The sequence below is a fragment of the Aeromicrobium sp. 10G20-16 genome, from assembly GCF_055809665.1.
This window is the reverse complement of record NZ_CM147919.1, coordinates 2988063-3005744: the sequence shown is the minus strand read 5'-3', so window position 1 is coordinate 3005744 and position 17682 is coordinate 2988063. Positions and strand designations below refer to the sequence as shown.

Sequence of the window (17682 nt, the reverse complement as noted above, 5' to 3'; positions counted from 1 at the left end):
GTGTCAGCCTCGCTTCTGCTTGACGATCTGCTCCTGCTCGACGTCCTCGTCGGCAAGGGCCTCGTGCTCCTCGTGGCCGGCCTTGATCGAGCCGCCCTCCGAGGTCTCGAACTGATCGGTGAACGACTCGTAGGCACCCTCGAGCGCCTGCGCGTTGTCGTCCTCGAACTTCCCGGACTCACGGATGGCATCGAGGATGCCGCCGTGCGAGCGCTTGAGGTAGTCGAGGAACTCGGACTCGAAGCGGCTGATGTCCTCGACCGGGACGGGGTCGAGCTTGGCCGTGGACGCGGCCCAGATCGAGACGACCTGGTCCTCGACGGGGAACGGCGCGTACTGACCCTGCTTGAACAGCTCCATGATGCGCTGACCGCGGGCCAGCTGCTGCTTGGAGGCTGCGTCGAGGTCGGAGGCGAACATGGCGAACGCCTCCATGGCGCGGTACTGCGCCAGCTCGACCTTGAGCGAACCGGTGACGGCCTTCATCGACTTCTGCATGGCCGCACCGCCGACGCGCGAGACCGAGATGCCGACGTCGACCGCGGGACGCTGGTTGGCGTTGAACAGGTCGGACTGCAAGAAGATCTGACCGTCGGTGATCGAGATGACGTTGGTCGGGATGAACGCCGAGACGTCGTTGGCCTTGGTCTCGACGATCGGCAGACCGGTCATCGAGCCGGCGCCGAGGTCGTCGCTGAGCTTGGCGCAGCGCTCGAGCAGCCGCGAGTGCAGGTAGAACACGTCGCCGGGGTAGGCCTCGCGGCCCGGCGGGCGACGCAGCAGCAGCGACACGGCGCGGTAGGCGTCGGCCTGCTTGGACAGGTCGTCGAACACGATGAGGACGTGCTTGCCGTTGTACATCCACTCCTGGCCGATGGCCGAGCCGGTGTACGGGGCGAGGTACTTGAAGCCGGCCGAGTCGGACGCGGGGGCCGCGACGATGGTGGTGTACTCCAGTGCGCCGGACTCCTCCAGTGCGCCACGCACGCCGGCGATGGTCGAACCCTTCTGGCCGATCGCGACGTAGATGCAGCGCACCTGCTTGTCCGGGTCGCCGGACTCCCAGTTCTGCTTCTGGTTGATGATCGTGTCGATCGCGATGGCGGTCTTGCCGGTCTGGCGGTCACCGATGATCAGCTGGCGCTGGCCACGGCCGATCGGGGTGAGCGAGTCGATCGACTTCAGGCCGGTCATCATCGGCTCGTGCACGCTCTTGCGCTGCATGACGTTCGGGGCCTGCAGCTCCAGCGCACGACGCTTGTCGGTCTCGATCTCGCCGAGTCCGTCGATCGGGTTGCCCAGCGGGTCGACGACGCGGCCGAGGTAGTTGTCACCGACGGGGACCGAGAGGACCTCGCCGGTGCGGCGGACCTGCTGGCCCTCCTCGATGCCGGAGAAGTCACCCAGGATGACGACGCCGATCTCGCGGACGTCGAGGTTCAGGGCGAGGCCGAGCGTGCCGTCCTCGAACTCGAGCAGCTCGTTGGCCATGGCCGAGGGCAGGCCCTCGACACGGGCGATGCCGTCACCGGCCTCGGCGACGATGCCGACCTCTTCGGTCGAGGCCGCGTCGGGCTTGTACTCGGTGACGAACTTCTGCAGGGCGCCGCGGATGTCGTCCGGGCTGATCGTGAGGTCGGCCATTTGTGTCTGCCTTCTGCCTGGTTGGGAAAACGCTTCAGCCTGCAAGCTGCCGGCGGGCAGCCTCGAGGCGAGTGGACATGGTGCCGTCGACGACCTCGTCACCGACGGAGACCGAGATGCCTCCGACGACCGAGGGGTCGACGACGATGTTGAGGTGGACGTCGCTGCCGTACTTGGCGGTGAGCGCTGCTGCGAGACGGGACTTCTCGGACTCGCCGAGCTCATAGGCGACCCGCACCTCGGCGAGCAACCGGTTGCGCCGGGCAGCGGCGGTGTCGCCGAACTCGGACAGCGTGCGCTCGAACGAGCCGCGTCGGGTCGCGGCAGCCTGCACGGTGAGGGCCAGGGCCGAGGCCGAGACCTTGCCGCTGAGCAGGTCGGTCAGCAGCGATGCCTTGGCCTTCGCCGGAACGGTGCGATCGGCGATGATCCCGCGCACCTCGTCGTCGGCGTGCACCGCACGCTCGATCTCGAACAGCTCGGTCTCCAGTGCGTCGAGCTCACCGGCCGCGTCGGCAGCGACGACCTGGGCGGTGACCCCGGCCGTCTCGAGACCGTCGGTGAAGTCACGCGGCGAGGCCCAGCGGCCGGCGGTCGCCGACTGCAGGACCGTCACGGCGTCAGCGCCGTAGGTGGCACCGAAGACGTTCTCGACCAGCCCCTGCTTGGCGCTGGTGTCGGTGGACGGGTCGGTGAGGACCCGCCGCAACGCCGGGGCGCCATCGATCGCGGCGACAGCGGCGAAGAGCTCGGCCGACAGGTCGCCGCCCGGCTTCTCGACCGCCTCGACGGTCGCGAGCACCTCGGCGAGGGACTTCGCCGAGACACCGCGCATCTGGTGCTGCATCAGTTGGCCGACCCCTCCAGCTCAGCGATGAACCGCTCCACCGTGCGCTTCTGGCGATCGTCGTCATCGAGGGACTCGCCCACGATGCGCCCGGCCAGATCGGTGGCCAGCGAACCGACCTCGCCACGCAGCTGTGCGATGACCTGCGACCGCTCGGCCTCGATCTGCGCGTGCGCCGTGGTGGTGATCCGCTCCGCCTCGGCCTGGGCCTGGGCCCGGGCCTCGGCGATGATCTGCGCACCCTGCTCCTTGGCCTCCTCGCGGATGGCCGCGGCCTCGTGGCGTGCGTCGGCGAGCTGGGCGGTGTACTTCTCCAGCGCCGCGTCGGCCTCCTTCTGTGCCTTCTGGGCGTCCTCGATGCCACCTTCGATGGCAGCCGTGCGCTCGGCGTAGGCCTTCTCGAACATCGGGATGACGAACTTCTTCAGCAGGAAGAAGATCAGGCCGAAGACGAGCGCACTGAGGACGATCTCGGCGAGGTGCGGGATGAGGGGATTGAGCTCCTCACCCTCCACGGCCTCGTCGGCCGCCACATACAGGGTCGCGATCATGTGTGTGCCTTCTGTCGGTGTACGAATCAGGTGTTGCTGGCCTTGAGCACGAACGCCAGAGCCAGACCGATGATGAAGAACTGCTCGGCGAGCACGAAGCCCAAGATGGCGATCTGGCGCAGCTTGCCCTCAGCCTCGGGCTGACGAGCGACTCCGGTGACGAACGCGGCGAAGATGAGACCGACGCCGATACCGGGGCCAATCGCGGCCAGGCCGAGGCCGATCATGTTTGCGGTGCCTCCCACGGCATTTCCTTTCGTTGTGACGCGGAGTGTCCCGCGTCGATGGGTCGTGCTGGTCGGGATGAAGTTGTGGGGTGTCCCCGTGTGGGGTGTTTCTAGTGCTCGTCCGCGAGCGCCTCGCCGACGTACATCGACGTGAGCAGCGTGAACACATACGCCTGGAGGAACATCACGAGGATCTCCAGGAAGCTGATGGCGAAGAACAGCAGCGCCGAGGCGATGCCGGCCGGGTAGCGCAGGGCGTTCTCGGAGTGCAGGAGCAGGAACTCCGCGCCGAGGGCGAACAGGATGAGCAGCAGGTGGCCGGCGAACATCGTGGCGAACAGACGCAGCGTCAGCGTGATGGGGCGCAGCAAGATGTTGGACAGGAACTCCAGCGGCACCAGCAGCAGCAGGATCGGGCCCTTCATGCCGCCAGGCACGGTCTCGTGCTTGAGGTAGCCGACGAAGCCCTTCTTCTTGATGCCCGCGCCGTTGTAGAGCAGCCAGCTGAGGATCGCCAACGCCATCGGGTAGCCGATGTGCGACATCGTCGGGAACTGGAACAGCGGGATCAGGCCGTAGAAGTTGTTGACCAGCACGAACAGGAAGATCGTGAACAGGAACGGGACGAACGGCTTGAACTCCTTGGAGCCGATGTTCTCGCGGGCGATGCCGTTGCGGACGAAGCCGTAGACGCAGCTCGCCGGCGAACTGCAGACGACCCGGGACGACCGCGGCGGGCTTGGCCATGCGGTAGAACAGCGCGACGATGATCAGCGCCGACAGGGCCACCAGCACCATGGGCTTGGTGACGCCACCGTCCATGTCCCCCCACGGGAAGATCGCCGGCAGGTTGAAGTCGGCAGGACCTGGGCTGGGAGGCCCATCGGCAGCCCAGAACGTGGTCGAGGCGAAGCTCACTCGGTCACCTTTGTCTCATGGCGCGGTCGACGCCCGGTTTTTCGGGTGGTCGGCGATCCGGCAAAACGGCCAGCGTCACTGTGCGAGAACCAGGCGCGCCCGATGGATCCGGGCCCCTCTCGCTCGTCGCTGATGCCGAGGTTACCAGCCACTCACGCATCCTTGTTACGCAGGTCATAGGTAGGAACCCGCCGGGTGCGGAAGGCCCGAATCTGCAGCAGCGTCCAGGCGACGGAGACGATGGCGGCGGTGACGCCGAAGGACCCCGCGTCGACGTGCTGCGCCATTCCGCCGACGTCGAACAGCAGGATCAGCGCGATGGCCGCCGCCGCCGCCTTGGTGCCGAAGAACAGCACCGCCACGCCGAGCGAGAGCTGCGGGCTGGCCTTGACGATCGGCTCGAGCACCACGGGTGTGGACCCCAGGAAGAGCACGACCACCAGGCCGCCGAGGACGGCACCGAGTGCGCCGCCGGCGCCGACCAGCAGCGCCGCCGCGACGGCGCACACCACGGTCAGGACAGCGATGGGCGCGACGATGGACATCAGGGAGGAGCGCGAGGTGAAGGACATCAGGACCAGATCTTTTCATCCAGCTTCGGCAGCAGGAACACCGCGGCCGCGGTGAGCAGGGCCAGGACACCGAACCCGGCGATCGACTGCCACCCGCTGAACAGGCTGATGACCACGCTGCCGAACGCCACCAGGCCCGCCGCGGCGTACATCAGCAGCACGGCGCGGCGGTGGGAGTGCCCGATCTCGAGCAGGCGGTGGTGGATGTGCATCTTGTCGGGGCTGAACGGCGATCGGCCGGCGCGCGTGCGACGCACGACGGCCAGCCCCAGGTCGGCGAACGGCACGAGCAGGATCGTGAACGGCAGGATCAGCGGCAGCAGGGCCGGCAGGAAGGTGACCTCGGCGCCGCCGATGCCCTCGGTCAGGCTCGTGGCCGGGAACTGGCCGGTGAGACTGATCGACGAGCAGGCCAGGACGAAGCCGATCAGCATCGAGCCGGAGTCACCGATGAACATGCGGGCCGGGAAGAAGTTGTGCGGCAGGATCCCCAGGCACGCCCCGGCGAGTGACGCGGTGAGCAGGGCCGCTGCGATCGCTCGGGTCTCACCGTTCTCGACCGCGAGGATGAACGCGTAGGCGAAGAAGGCGACCGCGCCGATGCCGACCATGCCGGCAGCGAGTCCGTCGAGCCCGTCGACGAAGTTGACCGCGTTGGCGGTGCCGACGATCAGCACGACGGTGAAGATGGTGGCCTGTGCACGGTCCAGGCCCAGGTAGTTGCCGTACAGCGGCAGGTACACGAACTGCACGCCCTGGGTGACCACGAGGATGCTCGCCAGCACCTGGCCGGCGAACTTGCTCAGCGCATCGAGCTCGTACAGGTCGTCGATGACGCCCACCAGGCAGATGACCGCGCCACCGAGCAGCACTCCGCGCACCGGGTCGAAGACCGACTCGTCGGCCAACGACAGGAACGGCAGGTGGGTGGCCGCGAGGTAGGCCGCGAGCAGGCCGCCGAGCATGGCCGGGCCGCCGAAGTACGGCGTGGGCACCGCGTGGACGTCGCGATCGCGGACCCGCGCCACGGCTCCGAGGTGGTGGGCGGAAACCCGCGCGATCGAGGCCAGCAGGTAGGTGACGCCCAGCGCGATGCCGACGACGACGAGGTACTCGCGCACTAGCCGCTGCTTCCGTCGGGACCTTCGATGGTGTTGTTGAACTCGTGCAGCACGTCCAGACCGATGGAGCCGGCGCGCAGGATGCGTGGCGAGCTGCCGGTGGCGTCGAGGATCGTCGACGGCCGGCCGGACGTGACCGGTCCGCCGTCGAGGTACACCGATACCGAGTCGCCGAGCATGTCCTGGGCCTCCTGCACCGTGGTGGCGGCCGGGTCACCGGTGGTGTTGGCGCTGCTCACCGCCAGCGGCCCGGTCTGCTTGAGCAGCGCGAGGGCGACGGGGTCGTTCGGCATGCGCACCGCGACGGTGTTGTGGGTCTCGCCGAGGTCCCAGGTCAGCGACGGCTGCTGGTGGCAGATGACCGTCAGCGGGCCGGGCCACAGCTGCTCGACCGCAGACCTCAGCCAGCCGGGGATGTCCACGGCCAGTGCGTCCAGCGTGGTCGGGGCGCCCACCAGCACCGGCGGCGGCATCTGACGACCGCGCCCCTTGGCGTCGAGCAGGCGTTGGACCGCCTGCGGCGAGAAGGCGTCGGCGGCGACGCCGTAGACCGTGTCGGTGGGCAGCACCACCAGCTCGCCCTCCTCGAGCGCGTGCTGAGCCTTCAGCAGGCCCTCGTCGAAGGAGGCGTCGTCGCGGCAGTCGAAGAGCACGTTGGTCATCGTAGAGCGTGCGGCTCCTTCGTCGCCGCCCTGGCGCTCGTTCCTCCTGCCAGGCGGGCTTCGCCCGCACGCTTCGCCGTCGCTCGTTGCACTCGCTCGGCCCATGGGCGAGTCATCAGAACCAGCTGATCTGGTGCAGCAGGAACGCGAGGGCCAGGAACTGGATCAGCCGTCCCACGAAGACCATCGTGAGGAACAGCCACTGCGGCTGCTTGGAGGCCCCTGCCAGCAGGGTGACGATCGCCAGCGGCGGGATGCCGGTCAAGGACGACGCGAACGCCGTGAGTCCGCCGGCGTACGGCCGGTCGAGCAGGCCCAGCAGCCGGTCGTTGACCGAGCGGATCCACAGGAAGAAGCGATTGCGCGGCGGTCGGCGCTCGACCGAGCGGATCTTGCGGGTGCCCTTGCGGGCCAGCTGGAAGATGGCTGCCTTGCCGATCGTGATGGCGATGACGTGCACCACGATCAGCAGCACCAGTGTGACCCGGTTGTCAACCGTGGCGCCGATCGCGACGACGTAGACCTCGGAGTTGACGAAGACCGGCAAGAAGGCGGCGCCGAGCCCCACGGCCACGGCGGTCCCGTACAACGCCAGATCGCCGCCCATGACGCGTGACTCTAATGGGCGGGGCGGGAGGCGGTCACGAACCGTGGCCGGTCGGCGAGGTCGCGATGGTCACGGACGTCGGACCAGCGTGAGGAGAAGACGGCCGGCGCGGACTCACCCTGCGCGTCTGCGTGCTCGGCGCCCACCACTCCCCCGGGCTTGAGCAGCCGCCACGCGACCTGCTCGACGACCCGCATGGCGTCCAGTCCGTCGTCACCGGCCCACAGGGCCAAGGAGGGGTCGTGGTCGCGCGCCTCGGGAGCGACGGACTCCCAGGCGTCCAGCGGGATGTACGGCGGGTTGGCGACGACGACGTCGACGGTGCCGTCGAGGTCGTGGAAGGCCTCGGCCATGTCGCCCTCGCGGAGGTCGACGCCGGTGCCCGCGAGGTTGCGCTGCGCCCACTCGACGGCAGGCGGGTCGAGCTCGACGGCGTGCACCCTGGCCTGCGGAACCTCGTGCACGATCGACAGCGAGATGGCGCCGGATCCGGCGCAGAGCTCAACCACCACCGGCTCGGAGAGGGCAGCGGCATGCTCGATGGCCCAGCCGGCGAGCAGCTCGGTCTCGGGGCGCGGGACGAACACGCCTGCCCCGACCTCCACGTCGACGTACCGGAAGGCGGCGCTTCCGGTCAGGTGCTGCAGGGGGAACCGGCGCGCACGGGCATCGACCAGCTCCAGATAGGCGGCCTTCTGCGTCGCGTCGACCGGCGCGCGGCGCAGCATGGCACGGGGCACGCCGAGCACGTGGCTGAGCAACCACTCCGCATCGGCGACCGGAGAGGCCACACCGCCGTGTTCCAGCGTCGCGATCGCGTCGTCGAGCAGCCGCTCGGACTGCGTGCGGACGCGCGTCACTGCTCCGGCCGCTCGATCTGGTCGAGCCGCTCGGCGAGGTCCGCCTCCACCAACGAGGCGATCACGTCGTCGAGCGCACCGTTCATGACCTGGTCGAGGTTGTACGCCTTGAAGCCGGTGCGGTGGTCCGAGAGCCGGTTCTCGGGGAAGTTGTAGGTGCGCACCCGCTCGGAGCGGTCGACGGTGCGGACCTGGCTCTTGCGCACGTCGGCAGCCTCGGCGTCGGCAGCAGCCTGGGCGGCGTCGTACAGCCGTGACCGCAGGATGCGCATGGCCTGCTCGCGGTTCTGCAGCTGGCTCTTCTCGTTCTGGCAGCTGGCCACGATGCCGGTCGGGACATGGGTGATGCGCACCGCGGAGTCGGTGGTGTTGACGCTCTGCCCGCCGGGACCGGACGAGCGGTACACGTCGATGCGCAGGTCGTTGTCGTTGATCTCGACGTCGATGTCCTCGACCTCGGGCAGCACGAGCACGCCGGCTGCCGACGTGTGGATGCGGCCCTGCGACTCGGTCACGGGCACACGCTGCACCCGGTGCACGCCGCCCTCGAACTTCAGCTTGGCGTACGGGGCCTCACCCGGCTCGGGCGTTCCCTTGGCCTTCACGGCCATGGTGACGGACTTGAAGCCACCCAGCGCCGACTCGTTGGAGTCGAGGATCTCGGTCGTCCAGCCGTGCTGCTCGGCGAATCGGGCATACATGCGCTGCAGGTCGCCGGCGAACAGGGCCGACTCCTCGCCGCCCTCGCCGCCCTTGATCTCCAGCAGGATGTCCTTGCCGTCGGCGGGGTCGCGCGGCACCAGGAGATGCTGCAGACGCTCCTCCAGCTCAGGGATGCGCCGCTCGAGCTCGGCGACCTCGTCGTCCATCTCCAGCTCGCGGGCAGCGACGACGTCCTCCTGGCACTGCTGCCACTCGTGGTAGGTGCGGACCACCGCGCTCAGCTCGGCATACCGCTGGCCGACCTTCTTGGCCATCGCCGGATCGGAGTGCACCGCCGGATCGGCCATCCGCTGCTCGAGCTCGGCGTGCTCGTCGACGAGCGTCTCGACGGCTTCGAACATGGTGGCTCCGGTCTCGTGAGGGTGGTGACAGACGACAACGCCGGCCTCACCCCGTGGGGTGTGGCCGGCGCTGGAAGGTCGCTAGGACTTCTTGGCGTACCGCTTCTCGAAGCGGGCCACGCGTCCACCGGTGTCGAGGATCTTCTGCTTGCCGGTGTAGAAGGGATGGCAGGCCGAGCACACGTCGGCGCGGAGGGTGCCCTCCTCGGAGGTGCTGCGGGTCGTGAAGCTGTTGCCACAGGTGCACGTGACCTGGGTCTCCACGTAGTTCGGGTGGATGTTCTTCTGCATGATGTCCTCTCGCGGCCGCTGGGTCGGATCTCGCGGTTGCGGTCCGTGAACCAGAGCCAAGGATGAATGGTGCCAGTTGACAGGTACTAGAGCAAAATCGACCGACCGAATATTCCCCACCGTCCTCCCCCACCAGCCGTTCGCCAGGGAGCGAAGGGCACGCGAGCAGGGTCCGTTCGCCAGGGAGCGGAGCGACCGTGAGCGCAGCGAGGCGAACACAGCCGACCGGCTCGCGGTGGCCGCGCCTCGGTCGCTGGCGCTCCCGGTCCCTAGCGAAGCGTGAGCGAAGCGAAGGGCACGGTCGGCCGCAAGCGGCCTCCCTGGCGAGCAGTGAGTGTCCGTTCGCCAGGGAGCGAAGCGACCGTGAGCGCAGCGAGGCGAACACAGCCGAACGACTCGCGGTGGCCGCGCCTCGACCGCCTCAGGCCGGGAGCAGCTTCTCGATGTCCTTGGCGATCTTCTCGGGCTTGGTGGTCGAGCCGTAGCGCTTGACCACGTTGCCCTCGGTGTCGATCAGGAACTTGGTGAAGTTCCACTTGATCTTGCTCGGTCCGACGCCACCCTTCTCGGCCTTCAGCCACTGGTACAGCGGGTGCGCGCCGTCGCCGTTGACCTCGATCTCGGAGAACATCGGGAACGTGACACCGTAGTTCTTCGTGCAGAAGGCCGCGGTGCCCTCGGCGTCCTCGGGGTTCTGTCCACCGAACTGGTCGCACGGGAAGCCCAGCACCACCAGTCCGCGGTCGACGTAGGTCTCGTAGACCTTCTCGAGCCCTTCGAGCTGCGGGGTGAAGCCGCAGGCGGTCGCGGTGTTGACCACCAGCAGGACCTTGCCCCGGTAGTCGGCCAGCTGGCGCTCGGCCCCGTCGATGGCGGTGGCGGAGAAGTCGTATGCAGTCGTCATGCGTCGATCCTAGGGGTGCTCATCGCGACCGACCATTCCAAACAGCGTCGCTCCGAGCACCTACTCCGCCCAGTCGACGACCGCGACGACCTGCTCCCCGGAGAGCCCACGCAGGCTGACCACCTCGGGGTCGGTCAACATCAGGTCGAGCTCGTCGTCCTCGGCGATCTGGTCGATCACCTCGCCGCTGACCAGCACCTGCCCGCCCTCCGCGAGCCCGGCGACGCGCGCAGCCAGTGCCACGTTCCGCCCGAAGATGTCGTTGTCGCGATGCACGGCGGACCCGTAGTGGATCCCGATGCGCACCGCGATCCGCGGCTTGGCACGCCGCTTGGCCAGGGCGCGCTCGATGTCGACCGCGCACCGGACCGCCTGGTCGGCCTCGGCGAAGGCGATCATGAAGCCGTCGCCCTGGGTCTTGATCACGTGCCCGTGGTGGCGGCCGACCTGCTTGGTCACGAGCGCGTTGTGCTGCGAGAGCACCCGCACGAATCCGCGATCGCCGAGCGAGTCGTTCAACGCCGTCGAGCCCTCGATGTCGGAGAACAGGATCGCCACGCAGCCGTCGTCGCCGGCCAGGCGCACGAGGTCGGGCCGCTGGACCTGGGCCCAGTTCGCGATGTCGCTGATCGACGACCGGAATGCTCCGCCGACACCCTTGTCGCGCACGAGCGAGGCGGTCTCCCAGACGGCCTTGACCGCACCCTCCGGGGACAGCACCGAGCGGCGTCGACGACGACCCCGCTCGAGCTCACGGACCCGGTGCTGCAGCTTCCGCCGGCGCGCAGCCCCGACCTGCCAGAGCACGACCAGCAGGAGGATCATGGCGGCTTCGACCACCGCCACGATCCATCCTGCTGTCATGGTCCGATACCTGTGCCGGGGTCAGCCGGCGGCGGGTGAGCTCTGCGAGAGGAACTCGGTGTTGGTCGCCGTCTTGGCCAACCCCTCGAGAACCGTCTCCAGCGCCTTCTGGGCGTCCGCGCCCGCGACGTCGCGACGCAGCTTGGTGGTCGCGGCCAGCTCGGCGGCGCCCATCAGATCGGCCTCACGGCGGGTGCTCGACGCGGCGACGTCGATGGCCGGGAAGATCCGCTTGTCGGCGAGCTCGCGACGCAGCCGCAGCTCCCAGTTCTCGGTGCCCTTGAACTCCTCGAGGATGACCTCGTCGACCCGGGACCCGGTCTCGACGAGCGCCGTCGCGAGGATGGTCAGCGAGCCGCCGTCCTCGATGTTGCGAGCGGCACCGAAGAACTTCTTCGGCGGGTGCAGCGCGGACGAGTCGACGCCACCGGACATGACCCGACCCGAGCCCGGCGCGGCCAGGTTGTAGGCGCGGCCGAGGCGGGTGATGCCGTCGAGCAGCACGACGACGTCGTGGCCCAGCTCGACCAGACGCTTGGCCCGCTCGATGGCCAGCTCGGCGACGGTGGTGTGGTCGGTGGCCGGACGATCGAACGTCGACGCGATGACCTCGCCCTTGACGGTGCGCTGGAAGTCGGTGACCTCCTCGGGACGCTCGTCGACCAGGACGATCATCAGGTGGCACTCGGGGTTGTTCTCGGTGATCGCGTTGGCGATCTGCTGCATCACCATCGTCTTGCCCGCCTTGGGCGGCGAGACGATCAGGCCACGCTGGCCCTTGCCGATCGGCGAGACGAGGTCGACCAGGCGTCCGGTCAGTCCGCCGGCGGCACCTTCGAGGCGCAGACGCTCCGAGGGGTACACCGGGGTCAGCTTGGAGAAGTCGACGCGCTTGGAGGAGTCCTCCAGCGACATGCCGTTGACGGTCTCGATCTTGACCATCGGGTTGAACTTCTCCTTGCGCTCGCCCTCGCGAGGCTGACGCACCTGACCGGTGACCGCGTCACCGCGGCGAAGGTTCCACTTGCGCACCATCGACAGCGACACGTAGACGTCGTTCTCGCTGGGCAGGTAGCCCGTGGTGCGAACGAACGCGTAGTTGTCGAGGATGTCCAGGATGCCGGCGGCGGGCACCAGCACGTCGTCCTCGCTGTACGTGGGCTCCGCCTCCATGCCGCGGTTGTTGCGGTTGCGTCCACGACGGTTGCGTCGGCGGCCGTTGCCGTCCTGATCGTCGTCGTCGTTGTTCTGCTGGCGGTTCTGGCCACCGTTGTTCGCGTTGCCCTGGGTCTCCTTGCCCTGGTTGCCGCCGTTGCCCTGGTTGCGCCCGCCGTTGTTGCCACCGTCGTTCCCGCCGTTGTTGTCCTGGCGGTTGCGGTTGCGGTTGCGGCCACCGTTGTTGCCGCCCTCGTTCTTGTCGTTCTTGTCGCTCTTGTCGTTCTTGTCGCCCTGGTCGTCGGCCCGCGCCTCGTCGGCGGACGTGTCGGCCTTCTGCTCCGGCTTGTCCTGCCGCGGCGCGCGCGACGACTTCTTCTCGGCTGCCGTGGACTCCTCGGCCGAGGCGTCGTCCTTCTTCGCCGCCGGCTCCTTCTGGGGCGCGTCGGTCTGCACCTTGGGCGCCGCCGGCGCGTCGCCGCGTGCCTGCTTGATGGCGTCGATCAGGGCGCCCTTGCGCATGGAGGTGCCGTCGATGCCGAGATCGGCGGCGATCTGCTGCAGCTCGGCGAGCACCTTGCCGCCGAGGCCGCCGGACGACTTCTTGGGCGCTGCCGCGGTGTCGGTCGTGGGGGTTTCAGTCACGTGTGTTCCTTCGCGTGTGGCCATGAGCCTGTGCCGGATGATCCGGTCACGATGAATGGGCTGGCCCGTCATGGACGGGCCGATGAACATGGCGATCGCCGGGGAGATGCATCTCAACTCCGGCATCGCCACTGTAACACCCGAACGCGGTCGGCCCGTGGCCGCGCCGCGCCGCTCACACGGCGACGACGCCGCGCAGGTCCACGTCGAGCTCGTGCGCCACCCAACCCGTGGGGGCGCGGTCGGCGACATCCCTGGCGAAGACCAGCACTGTGGGCCCCGCGCCGGAGATGACCGCCGGCACACCCTCGACCCGCAACGCCCGCACCAGCTGGTACGAGCCGGGCATCGCATCGGCGCGGTACTGCTGGTGCAGCCGGTCCTCGGTGGCCGAGATCAGCCGGTGCGGCGCGCCGGTCAGGGCCGCGATCAGCAACGCTGCGCGCCCGGCATTGAACGAGGCGTCTCGATGCGACACCGACTCCGGCAGGAGCCCGCGCGCCCGCTCGGTCGACACGGCCTCGCCCGGCACGAACACGGTGACCTGGGTGGACACGTCGAGGCGCTCGACGGCCGCCGCCGCACCGTCGATCCAGGCGATGGTCAGCCCTCCGTGCTGGGCGGCCGCGACGTTGTCCGGATGGCCCTCGATGTCGACCGCCAGCTGGAAGGCTGCGCCGTCGTCGAAGCGATCCTCGCTGCCGACGACGAGCGCCCGCGCCACGGCGATACCGCCGACGATGGCCGCCGCCGACGACCCGAGACCGCGTCCGTGCGGGATCGCGTTGCGGCAGGTGATGCGCAGGCCGTCGGGGCGCTCGGCCATCAGGTCGAACGCCGCGTTCATCGCCTGCAGCACCAGGTGGGTGTCGTCCAGCGGGACAGAGCCCGAACCCTCGCCGATCACGTCGATCTCGAGTCCGTCGGCGATCACTTCTGCCGTGATCTCGTCGTACAGGGTCAAGGCGAGACCGAAGGCGTCGAACCCTGGTCCGAGATTGGCGCTCGACGCCGGCACCCGCACCGTGACGGGGTGGTCGACGAAGGTCATGCCAGGCCCGCGGCGGCAGCCGCGGCGAGCACGTCGGCGTCGATCACCGAGTCGACGATCGACTCGATGCCGCTGAGCGCCGTCTCGGTGTCCTTGAGGCCGTGGCCCGTGACGGTGACGGTGATGCGCAGGCCGGACTCGACGTCGCCTGCCGCGGCCGCAGCCAGCAACCCGGCGACGCCGGCCGCCGACGCCGGCTCGACGAAGGTGCCCTCACGGCGGGCGATCTCGCGCTGGGCCGACAGGATCTGGGCGTCGCTGACCGCTGCGATGCGGCCGCCGGACTCGTCGCGAGCCTGCTCGGCCAGCGTCCAGGAGGCCGGGTTGCCGATGCGGATGGCGGTCGCGACCGTCTCGGGGTGCGCGACCGGAGAACCATGGACCAGCGGCGCGGCGCCCTCGGCCTGGAAGCCCCACATGGTCGGGGTGCGGGTGGCCGGGCCCTCGCGGTGGTACTCGGTGAAGCCCAGCCAGTACGCCGAGATGTTGCCGGCGTTGCCCACCGGCAGGACGTGCAGGTCAGGGGCGTCGCCGAGCTGGTCGACGATCTCGAACGACGCCGTCTTCTGACCCTGCAGCCGCATCGGGTTGACCGAGTTGACAAGGGCGACGGGGTACTCCTTGGCGAGCGCCCGCGAGATGTCGAGACAGTCGTCGAAGTTGCCGCGCACCTGAATGACCTCGGCACCGTGCATGACGGCCTGGGCCATCTTGCCCGCCGCGATGCGCCCGTGCGGCACCAGCACGATCGGCGTGAGTCCTGCACGCGCCGCGTAGGCGGTCATCGAGGCCGAGGTGTTGCCGGTGGAGGCACAGACCACGGCCTTGGCGCCCTCGTCGACGGCCGCGGAGATCGCGGCGGTCATGCCTCGATCCTTGAACGAGCCGGTGGGGTTGTCACCCTCGACCTTGAGCCACACGTCGCCGTGGACGACGTTGGACAGCCACGGCGAGTGGATCAACGGGGTGCCGCCCTCGCCCAGGGTGATGACGTTCTGGATCGCGGGCAGACGGTCGCGGTACTCGTGGATCACTCCACGCCACGGGCTAGCCATGATCAACGACCTCCGTCTTGGGCATCAGATGCCTCCCTCGACCCGCAGCACCGAGCTGACGTCGCGGACCATGTCGAGATTGCGCAGCGAGGCGACGGTGGCGGCCAGCGCCGCGTCGTCGGCCTCGTGCGTGACGATGACCAGCTGGGCGTCGGACCCGCTGCCCTCCTGGCGCACCGTGCGGATCGAGACGTCGAACTCGGCGAACTGGCCGGCCACCTGGGCCAGCACCCCCGCGCGGTCGTCGACGTCGATGGAGATGTGGTACCGAGTGCGCGCGCTGCCCATGTCGAGCACCTCGAGGCGGGCGTGGGTGGACTCTCCCGGCCCGAACACGCCGCTGCGACGGTTGCGTGCCACCGAGACGACGTCGCCCAGCACGGCACTGGCGGTGGGAGAGCCGCCGGCTCCGGGGCCATAGAACATCAGCTCCCCGGCCGACTCGCTCACCACGAACACGGCGTTGTAAGCGCCTCGGACGCTGGCCAGCGGATGGTTCTTGTCGATCATCGCCGGGTGCACGCGCGCCGACACGGCAGGACCGTCGGGGGTGTCGCGCTTCTCGCAGATGGCCAGGTGCTTGACGACGCACCCCATGTCGTCCGCGGAACGGATGTCGGCCGCCGTGACGTCGGCGATGCCCTCGCGATGGACGTCGTCGATGGTCACCCGGGTGTGGAACGCCAGCTCGGCGAGGATCGCGGCCTTGGCCGCGGCGTCGAATCCCTCGATGTCCGCAGTCGGATCTGCCTCGGCGTACCCGAGGCGCTGGGCCTCGTCGAGCGCGTCGCTGAAGCCCTGGCCGGAGGTGGTCATCGCGTCGAGGATGAAGTTGGTGGTGCCGTTGACGATGCCGATGACACGCTGCACCGAGTCGCCGGCCAGCGACTCGCGCAGCGGCCGGACGATCGGGATCGCACCGGCGACCGCCGCTTCGAAGTACAGGTCACGCTCGGCCTTCTCGGCGGCCTCGTACAGGGTGGCACCGTCCTCGGCCAGCAGCGCCTTGTTGGCGGTGACCACCGAGGCCCCGTGCTCGAGGGCGGAGAGGATCAGCCGGCGAGCGGGCTCGATGCCGCCGATGACCTCGACCACCACGTCGATGTCGCCGCGGGACACCAGCGCCTCGGCGTCGGTGGTGAACAGCTCGGCCGGCACGTCGAGGTCTCGGTCGCGGCCCAGACGACGTACGGCGATGCCGACCAGCTCGACGGGCGCACCGATGCGAGCGCCGAGCTCGTCGGCATCACGGGTGAGCAGGCGGGCGACCTGGGTGCCGACGACTCCGCAGCCCAGCAGGGCGATGCGGAGGGGGCGGCCGGGTTCCCACGGCCCAGATTCCAACGACGAGTGGCTCACCGGGCAAGGGTATCGGCCCCGCCGCGTGGCCGGACGGCCGTCTGCGATCCTGAGACGTGGTCAGTCCCGATGCCGAGAACGTGGACTCGCCCGACCCCCGCTCGTCCTTTCGTGAGGGACTCCGGATCGGCATGCCCTTCGCCGTGGCCAGCGGACTGCTGTCGCTGTCGTTCGGCGTGCTGGCGCGCGACGTCGGATTCGGCCCCTGGGCGGCCATCGTCATGTCGCTGGTCGTGTTCGCCGGTTCGGCCCAGTTCGCCTCCACCGCGATCCTCGCCGCCGGTGGCAACCCGTTCGCTGCAGTGGCCGCCGCATCGCTGATGAACTCGCGGTTCCTGCCGATGGGCGCAGCGCTCGCACCGTCGCTGCCGGGCGGACCGTTGAAGCGAGCCGCGCAAGGACAGGCAGTGGTCGACTCGTCGTGGGCGGTGGCCGTGCGGCCCGACGGCACGTTCGACCGCTGGAAGCTGTTCGGCACCACCGCGCCCCAGTTCGTGACGTGGCAGCTCGGGACGATCGTCGGCGCCTTCGGCGGCGACCTCATCGGCGATCTGGACCGCTTTGGGCTCGACGCTATCTATCCGGCGTTCTTCGTGGCGATCCTGATCCCCGAGCTGCGCGATCGTGACCGGATCGGCGTCGCCCTGGCAGGTGCCGCGATCGCGCTGACCCTGGTCCCGTTCACGCCTGCCGGCGTGCCCATCCTCGTCGCCAGCCTCGCCGCGACATGGGGCCTGCGGAGGCGAGCCTCGTGAGCGCGCACCTCGTGTGGTGGACGATCCTGGGCGTCGCCGTCACCACGGCCTCGATCAAGGCCTTCGGACCGGTCGTGCTGGGAGGCCGTCCGATTCCGCCTCGATTCGCCGGGGTCATCGTGCTGACCGCTCCGGCCGTGCTCGCCGCCCTGGTCGCCACGAGCGTCTTCGCCGACGGCAAGAACCTGGCCGTCGGTGCCTCCACGGTCGGAGTCGCCGCGGCCGCGATCATCTCGTGGCGCAAGGGCTCTCCGCTGCTCGCCGTCATCGTGGCCGCAGCCGTCACGGCCGTCCTGCGCGCGGTGACGTGACTCGTCAGCGCACGTGACGCCACCACCCCGCGTCGATCTGCATCGACTGGCGGGCTCTGACGGCGGCGTCGCGCCGGCGGCGCAGGTCGCGTGCGCAGGTGCGGCACCTCGAGGTCACGGTGTGCGGGCGGCGAAGGATCGACCGAGCGAAAGCGTTCATGTCGTGAGCCAACAACCTCAACCATGGTTGAGGTCAAGCGGCGAAGAGACTACGGTCGT

At 69.2% G+C, this 17682-nt stretch carries 21 protein-coding genes; 2 read left to right on the top strand and 19 right to left on the bottom strand.

Features of this window, described 5'->3' with window-relative positions; translation table 11 throughout:
- Positions 1–3: 3 nt before the first annotated feature.
- The 18 genes from atpA to AC0L5F_RS15415 all read right to left on the bottom strand — a co-directional run bounded on the left by atpA (position 4) and on the right by AC0L5F_RS15415 (position 16397).
- Positions 4–1644, bottom strand: a complete 1641-nt coding sequence (atpA, locus tag AC0L5F_RS15500) for a F0F1 ATP synthase subunit alpha (protein ID WP_473314321.1) — start codon at positions 1642–1644, stop codon at positions 4–6.
- Positions 1645–1678: 34 nt separating this feature from the next.
- Positions 1679–2491: a F0F1 ATP synthase subunit delta gene (locus AC0L5F_RS15495; protein WP_473314320.1), complete on the bottom strand. Its 813-nt coding sequence runs from the start codon at positions 2489–2491 to the stop codon at positions 1679–1681.
- Positions 2491–3042, bottom strand: coding sequence for a F0F1 ATP synthase subunit B (locus tag AC0L5F_RS15490; RefSeq protein WP_473314319.1), 552 nt, complete (start codon positions 3040–3042; stop codon positions 2491–2493). The genes AC0L5F_RS15495 and AC0L5F_RS15490 overlap by 1 nt, the downstream gene beginning before the upstream one ends.
- 26 nt (positions 3043–3068) lie before the next feature.
- Complete coding sequence (locus tag AC0L5F_RS15485) at positions 3069–3287, bottom strand: F0F1 ATP synthase subunit C (RefSeq protein WP_473314318.1); 219 nt, start codon at positions 3285–3287, stop codon at positions 3069–3071.
- 92 nt (positions 3288–3379) lie between these two features.
- Positions 3380–3922: a F0F1 ATP synthase subunit A gene (gene atpB, locus AC0L5F_RS15480; RefSeq protein ID WP_473316205.1), complete on the bottom strand. Its 543-nt coding sequence runs from the start codon at positions 3920–3922 to the stop codon at positions 3380–3382.
- Positions 3923–4339: 417 nt separating this feature from the next.
- Positions 4340–4759 carry a hypothetical protein gene (locus tag AC0L5F_RS15475; RefSeq protein WP_473314317.1) on the bottom strand — a complete coding sequence of 140 codons (420 nt, stop codon included), beginning with the start codon at positions 4757–4759 and terminating at the stop codon, positions 4340–4342.
- Entirely contained in the window at positions 4759–5880 is a 1122-nt protein-coding gene (locus tag AC0L5F_RS15470; protein ID WP_473314316.1) for an MraY family glycosyltransferase, read from the bottom strand. The genes AC0L5F_RS15475 and AC0L5F_RS15470 overlap by 1 nt, the downstream gene beginning before the upstream one ends.
- Complete coding sequence (locus AC0L5F_RS15465) at positions 5880–6542, bottom strand: L-threonylcarbamoyladenylate synthase (RefSeq protein ID WP_473314315.1); 663 nt, start codon at positions 6540–6542, stop codon at positions 5880–5882. Before AC0L5F_RS15465 ends, AC0L5F_RS15470 begins: the two co-directional genes overlap by 1 nt.
- 115 nt (positions 6543–6657) lie before the next feature.
- Positions 6658–7149, bottom strand: coding sequence for a VTT domain-containing protein (locus AC0L5F_RS15460; RefSeq protein WP_473314314.1), 492 nt, complete (start codon positions 7147–7149; stop codon positions 6658–6660).
- A gap of 11 nt (positions 7150–7160) precedes the next feature.
- Entirely contained in the window at positions 7161–8009 is an 849-nt protein-coding gene (prmC, locus tag AC0L5F_RS15455; RefSeq protein ID WP_473314313.1) for a peptide chain release factor N(5)-glutamine methyltransferase, read from the bottom strand.
- On the bottom strand, positions 8006–9073 hold the full coding sequence (gene prfA / locus AC0L5F_RS15450) for a peptide chain release factor 1 (RefSeq protein ID WP_473314311.1): 1068 nt from the start codon (positions 9071–9073) through the stop codon (positions 8006–8008). The genes prmC and prfA overlap by 4 nt, the downstream gene beginning before the upstream one ends.
- Before the next feature lie 81 nt (positions 9074–9154).
- Entirely contained in the window at positions 9155–9364 is a 210-nt protein-coding gene (rpmE, locus tag AC0L5F_RS15445; RefSeq protein ID WP_473314310.1) for a 50S ribosomal protein L31, read from the bottom strand.
- Between the two features lie 421 nt (positions 9365–9785).
- Positions 9786–10268, bottom strand: a complete 483-nt coding sequence (locus AC0L5F_RS15440) for a glutathione peroxidase (protein WP_473314309.1) — start codon at positions 10266–10268, stop codon at positions 9786–9788.
- 60 nt (positions 10269–10328) lie between these two features.
- On the bottom strand, positions 10329–11132 hold the full coding sequence (locus AC0L5F_RS15435) for an adenylate/guanylate cyclase domain-containing protein (RefSeq protein WP_473314308.1): 804 nt from the start codon (positions 11130–11132) through the stop codon (positions 10329–10331).
- A 21-nt stretch (positions 11133–11153) separates the two neighbouring features.
- Positions 11154–12932 carry a transcription termination factor Rho gene (gene rho, locus AC0L5F_RS15430; RefSeq protein ID WP_473314307.1) on the bottom strand — a complete coding sequence of 593 codons (1779 nt, stop codon included), beginning with the start codon at positions 12930–12932 and terminating at the stop codon, positions 11154–11156.
- Between the two features lie 175 nt (positions 12933–13107).
- Complete coding sequence (gene thrB, locus AC0L5F_RS15425; protein WP_473314306.1) at positions 13108–13983, bottom strand: homoserine kinase; 876 nt, start codon at positions 13981–13983, stop codon at positions 13108–13110.
- Positions 13980–15044, bottom strand: a complete 1065-nt coding sequence (gene thrC, locus AC0L5F_RS15420) for a threonine synthase (RefSeq protein ID WP_473314305.1) — start codon at positions 15042–15044, stop codon at positions 13980–13982. Before thrC ends, thrB begins: the two co-directional genes overlap by 4 nt.
- Before the next feature lie 18 nt (positions 15045–15062).
- Positions 15063–16397, bottom strand: coding sequence for a homoserine dehydrogenase (locus AC0L5F_RS15415; RefSeq protein ID WP_473314304.1), 1335 nt, complete (start codon positions 16395–16397; stop codon positions 15063–15065).
- Positions 16398–16453: 56 nt separating this feature from the next.
- On the opposite strand from AC0L5F_RS15415, the gene AC0L5F_RS15410 reads away from it, so the two are divergent.
- Positions 16454–17152, top strand: a complete 699-nt coding sequence (locus tag AC0L5F_RS15410; protein ID WP_473314303.1) for an AzlC family ABC transporter permease — start codon at positions 16454–16456, stop codon at positions 17150–17152.
- Positions 17149–17463: an AzlD domain-containing protein gene (locus AC0L5F_RS15405; RefSeq protein ID WP_473314302.1), complete on the top strand. Its 315-nt coding sequence runs from the start codon at positions 17149–17151 to the stop codon at positions 17461–17463. Before AC0L5F_RS15410 ends, AC0L5F_RS15405 begins: the two co-directional genes overlap by 4 nt.
- Before the next feature lie 4 nt (positions 17464–17467).
- Here the strand turns inward: AC0L5F_RS15405 and AC0L5F_RS15400 are convergent, their stop codons facing one another.
- Positions 17468–17623 carry a hypothetical protein gene (locus AC0L5F_RS15400; RefSeq protein WP_473314301.1) on the bottom strand — a complete coding sequence of 52 codons (156 nt, stop codon included), beginning with the start codon at positions 17621–17623 and terminating at the stop codon, positions 17468–17470.
- Positions 17624–17682 lie beyond the last annotated feature (59 nt).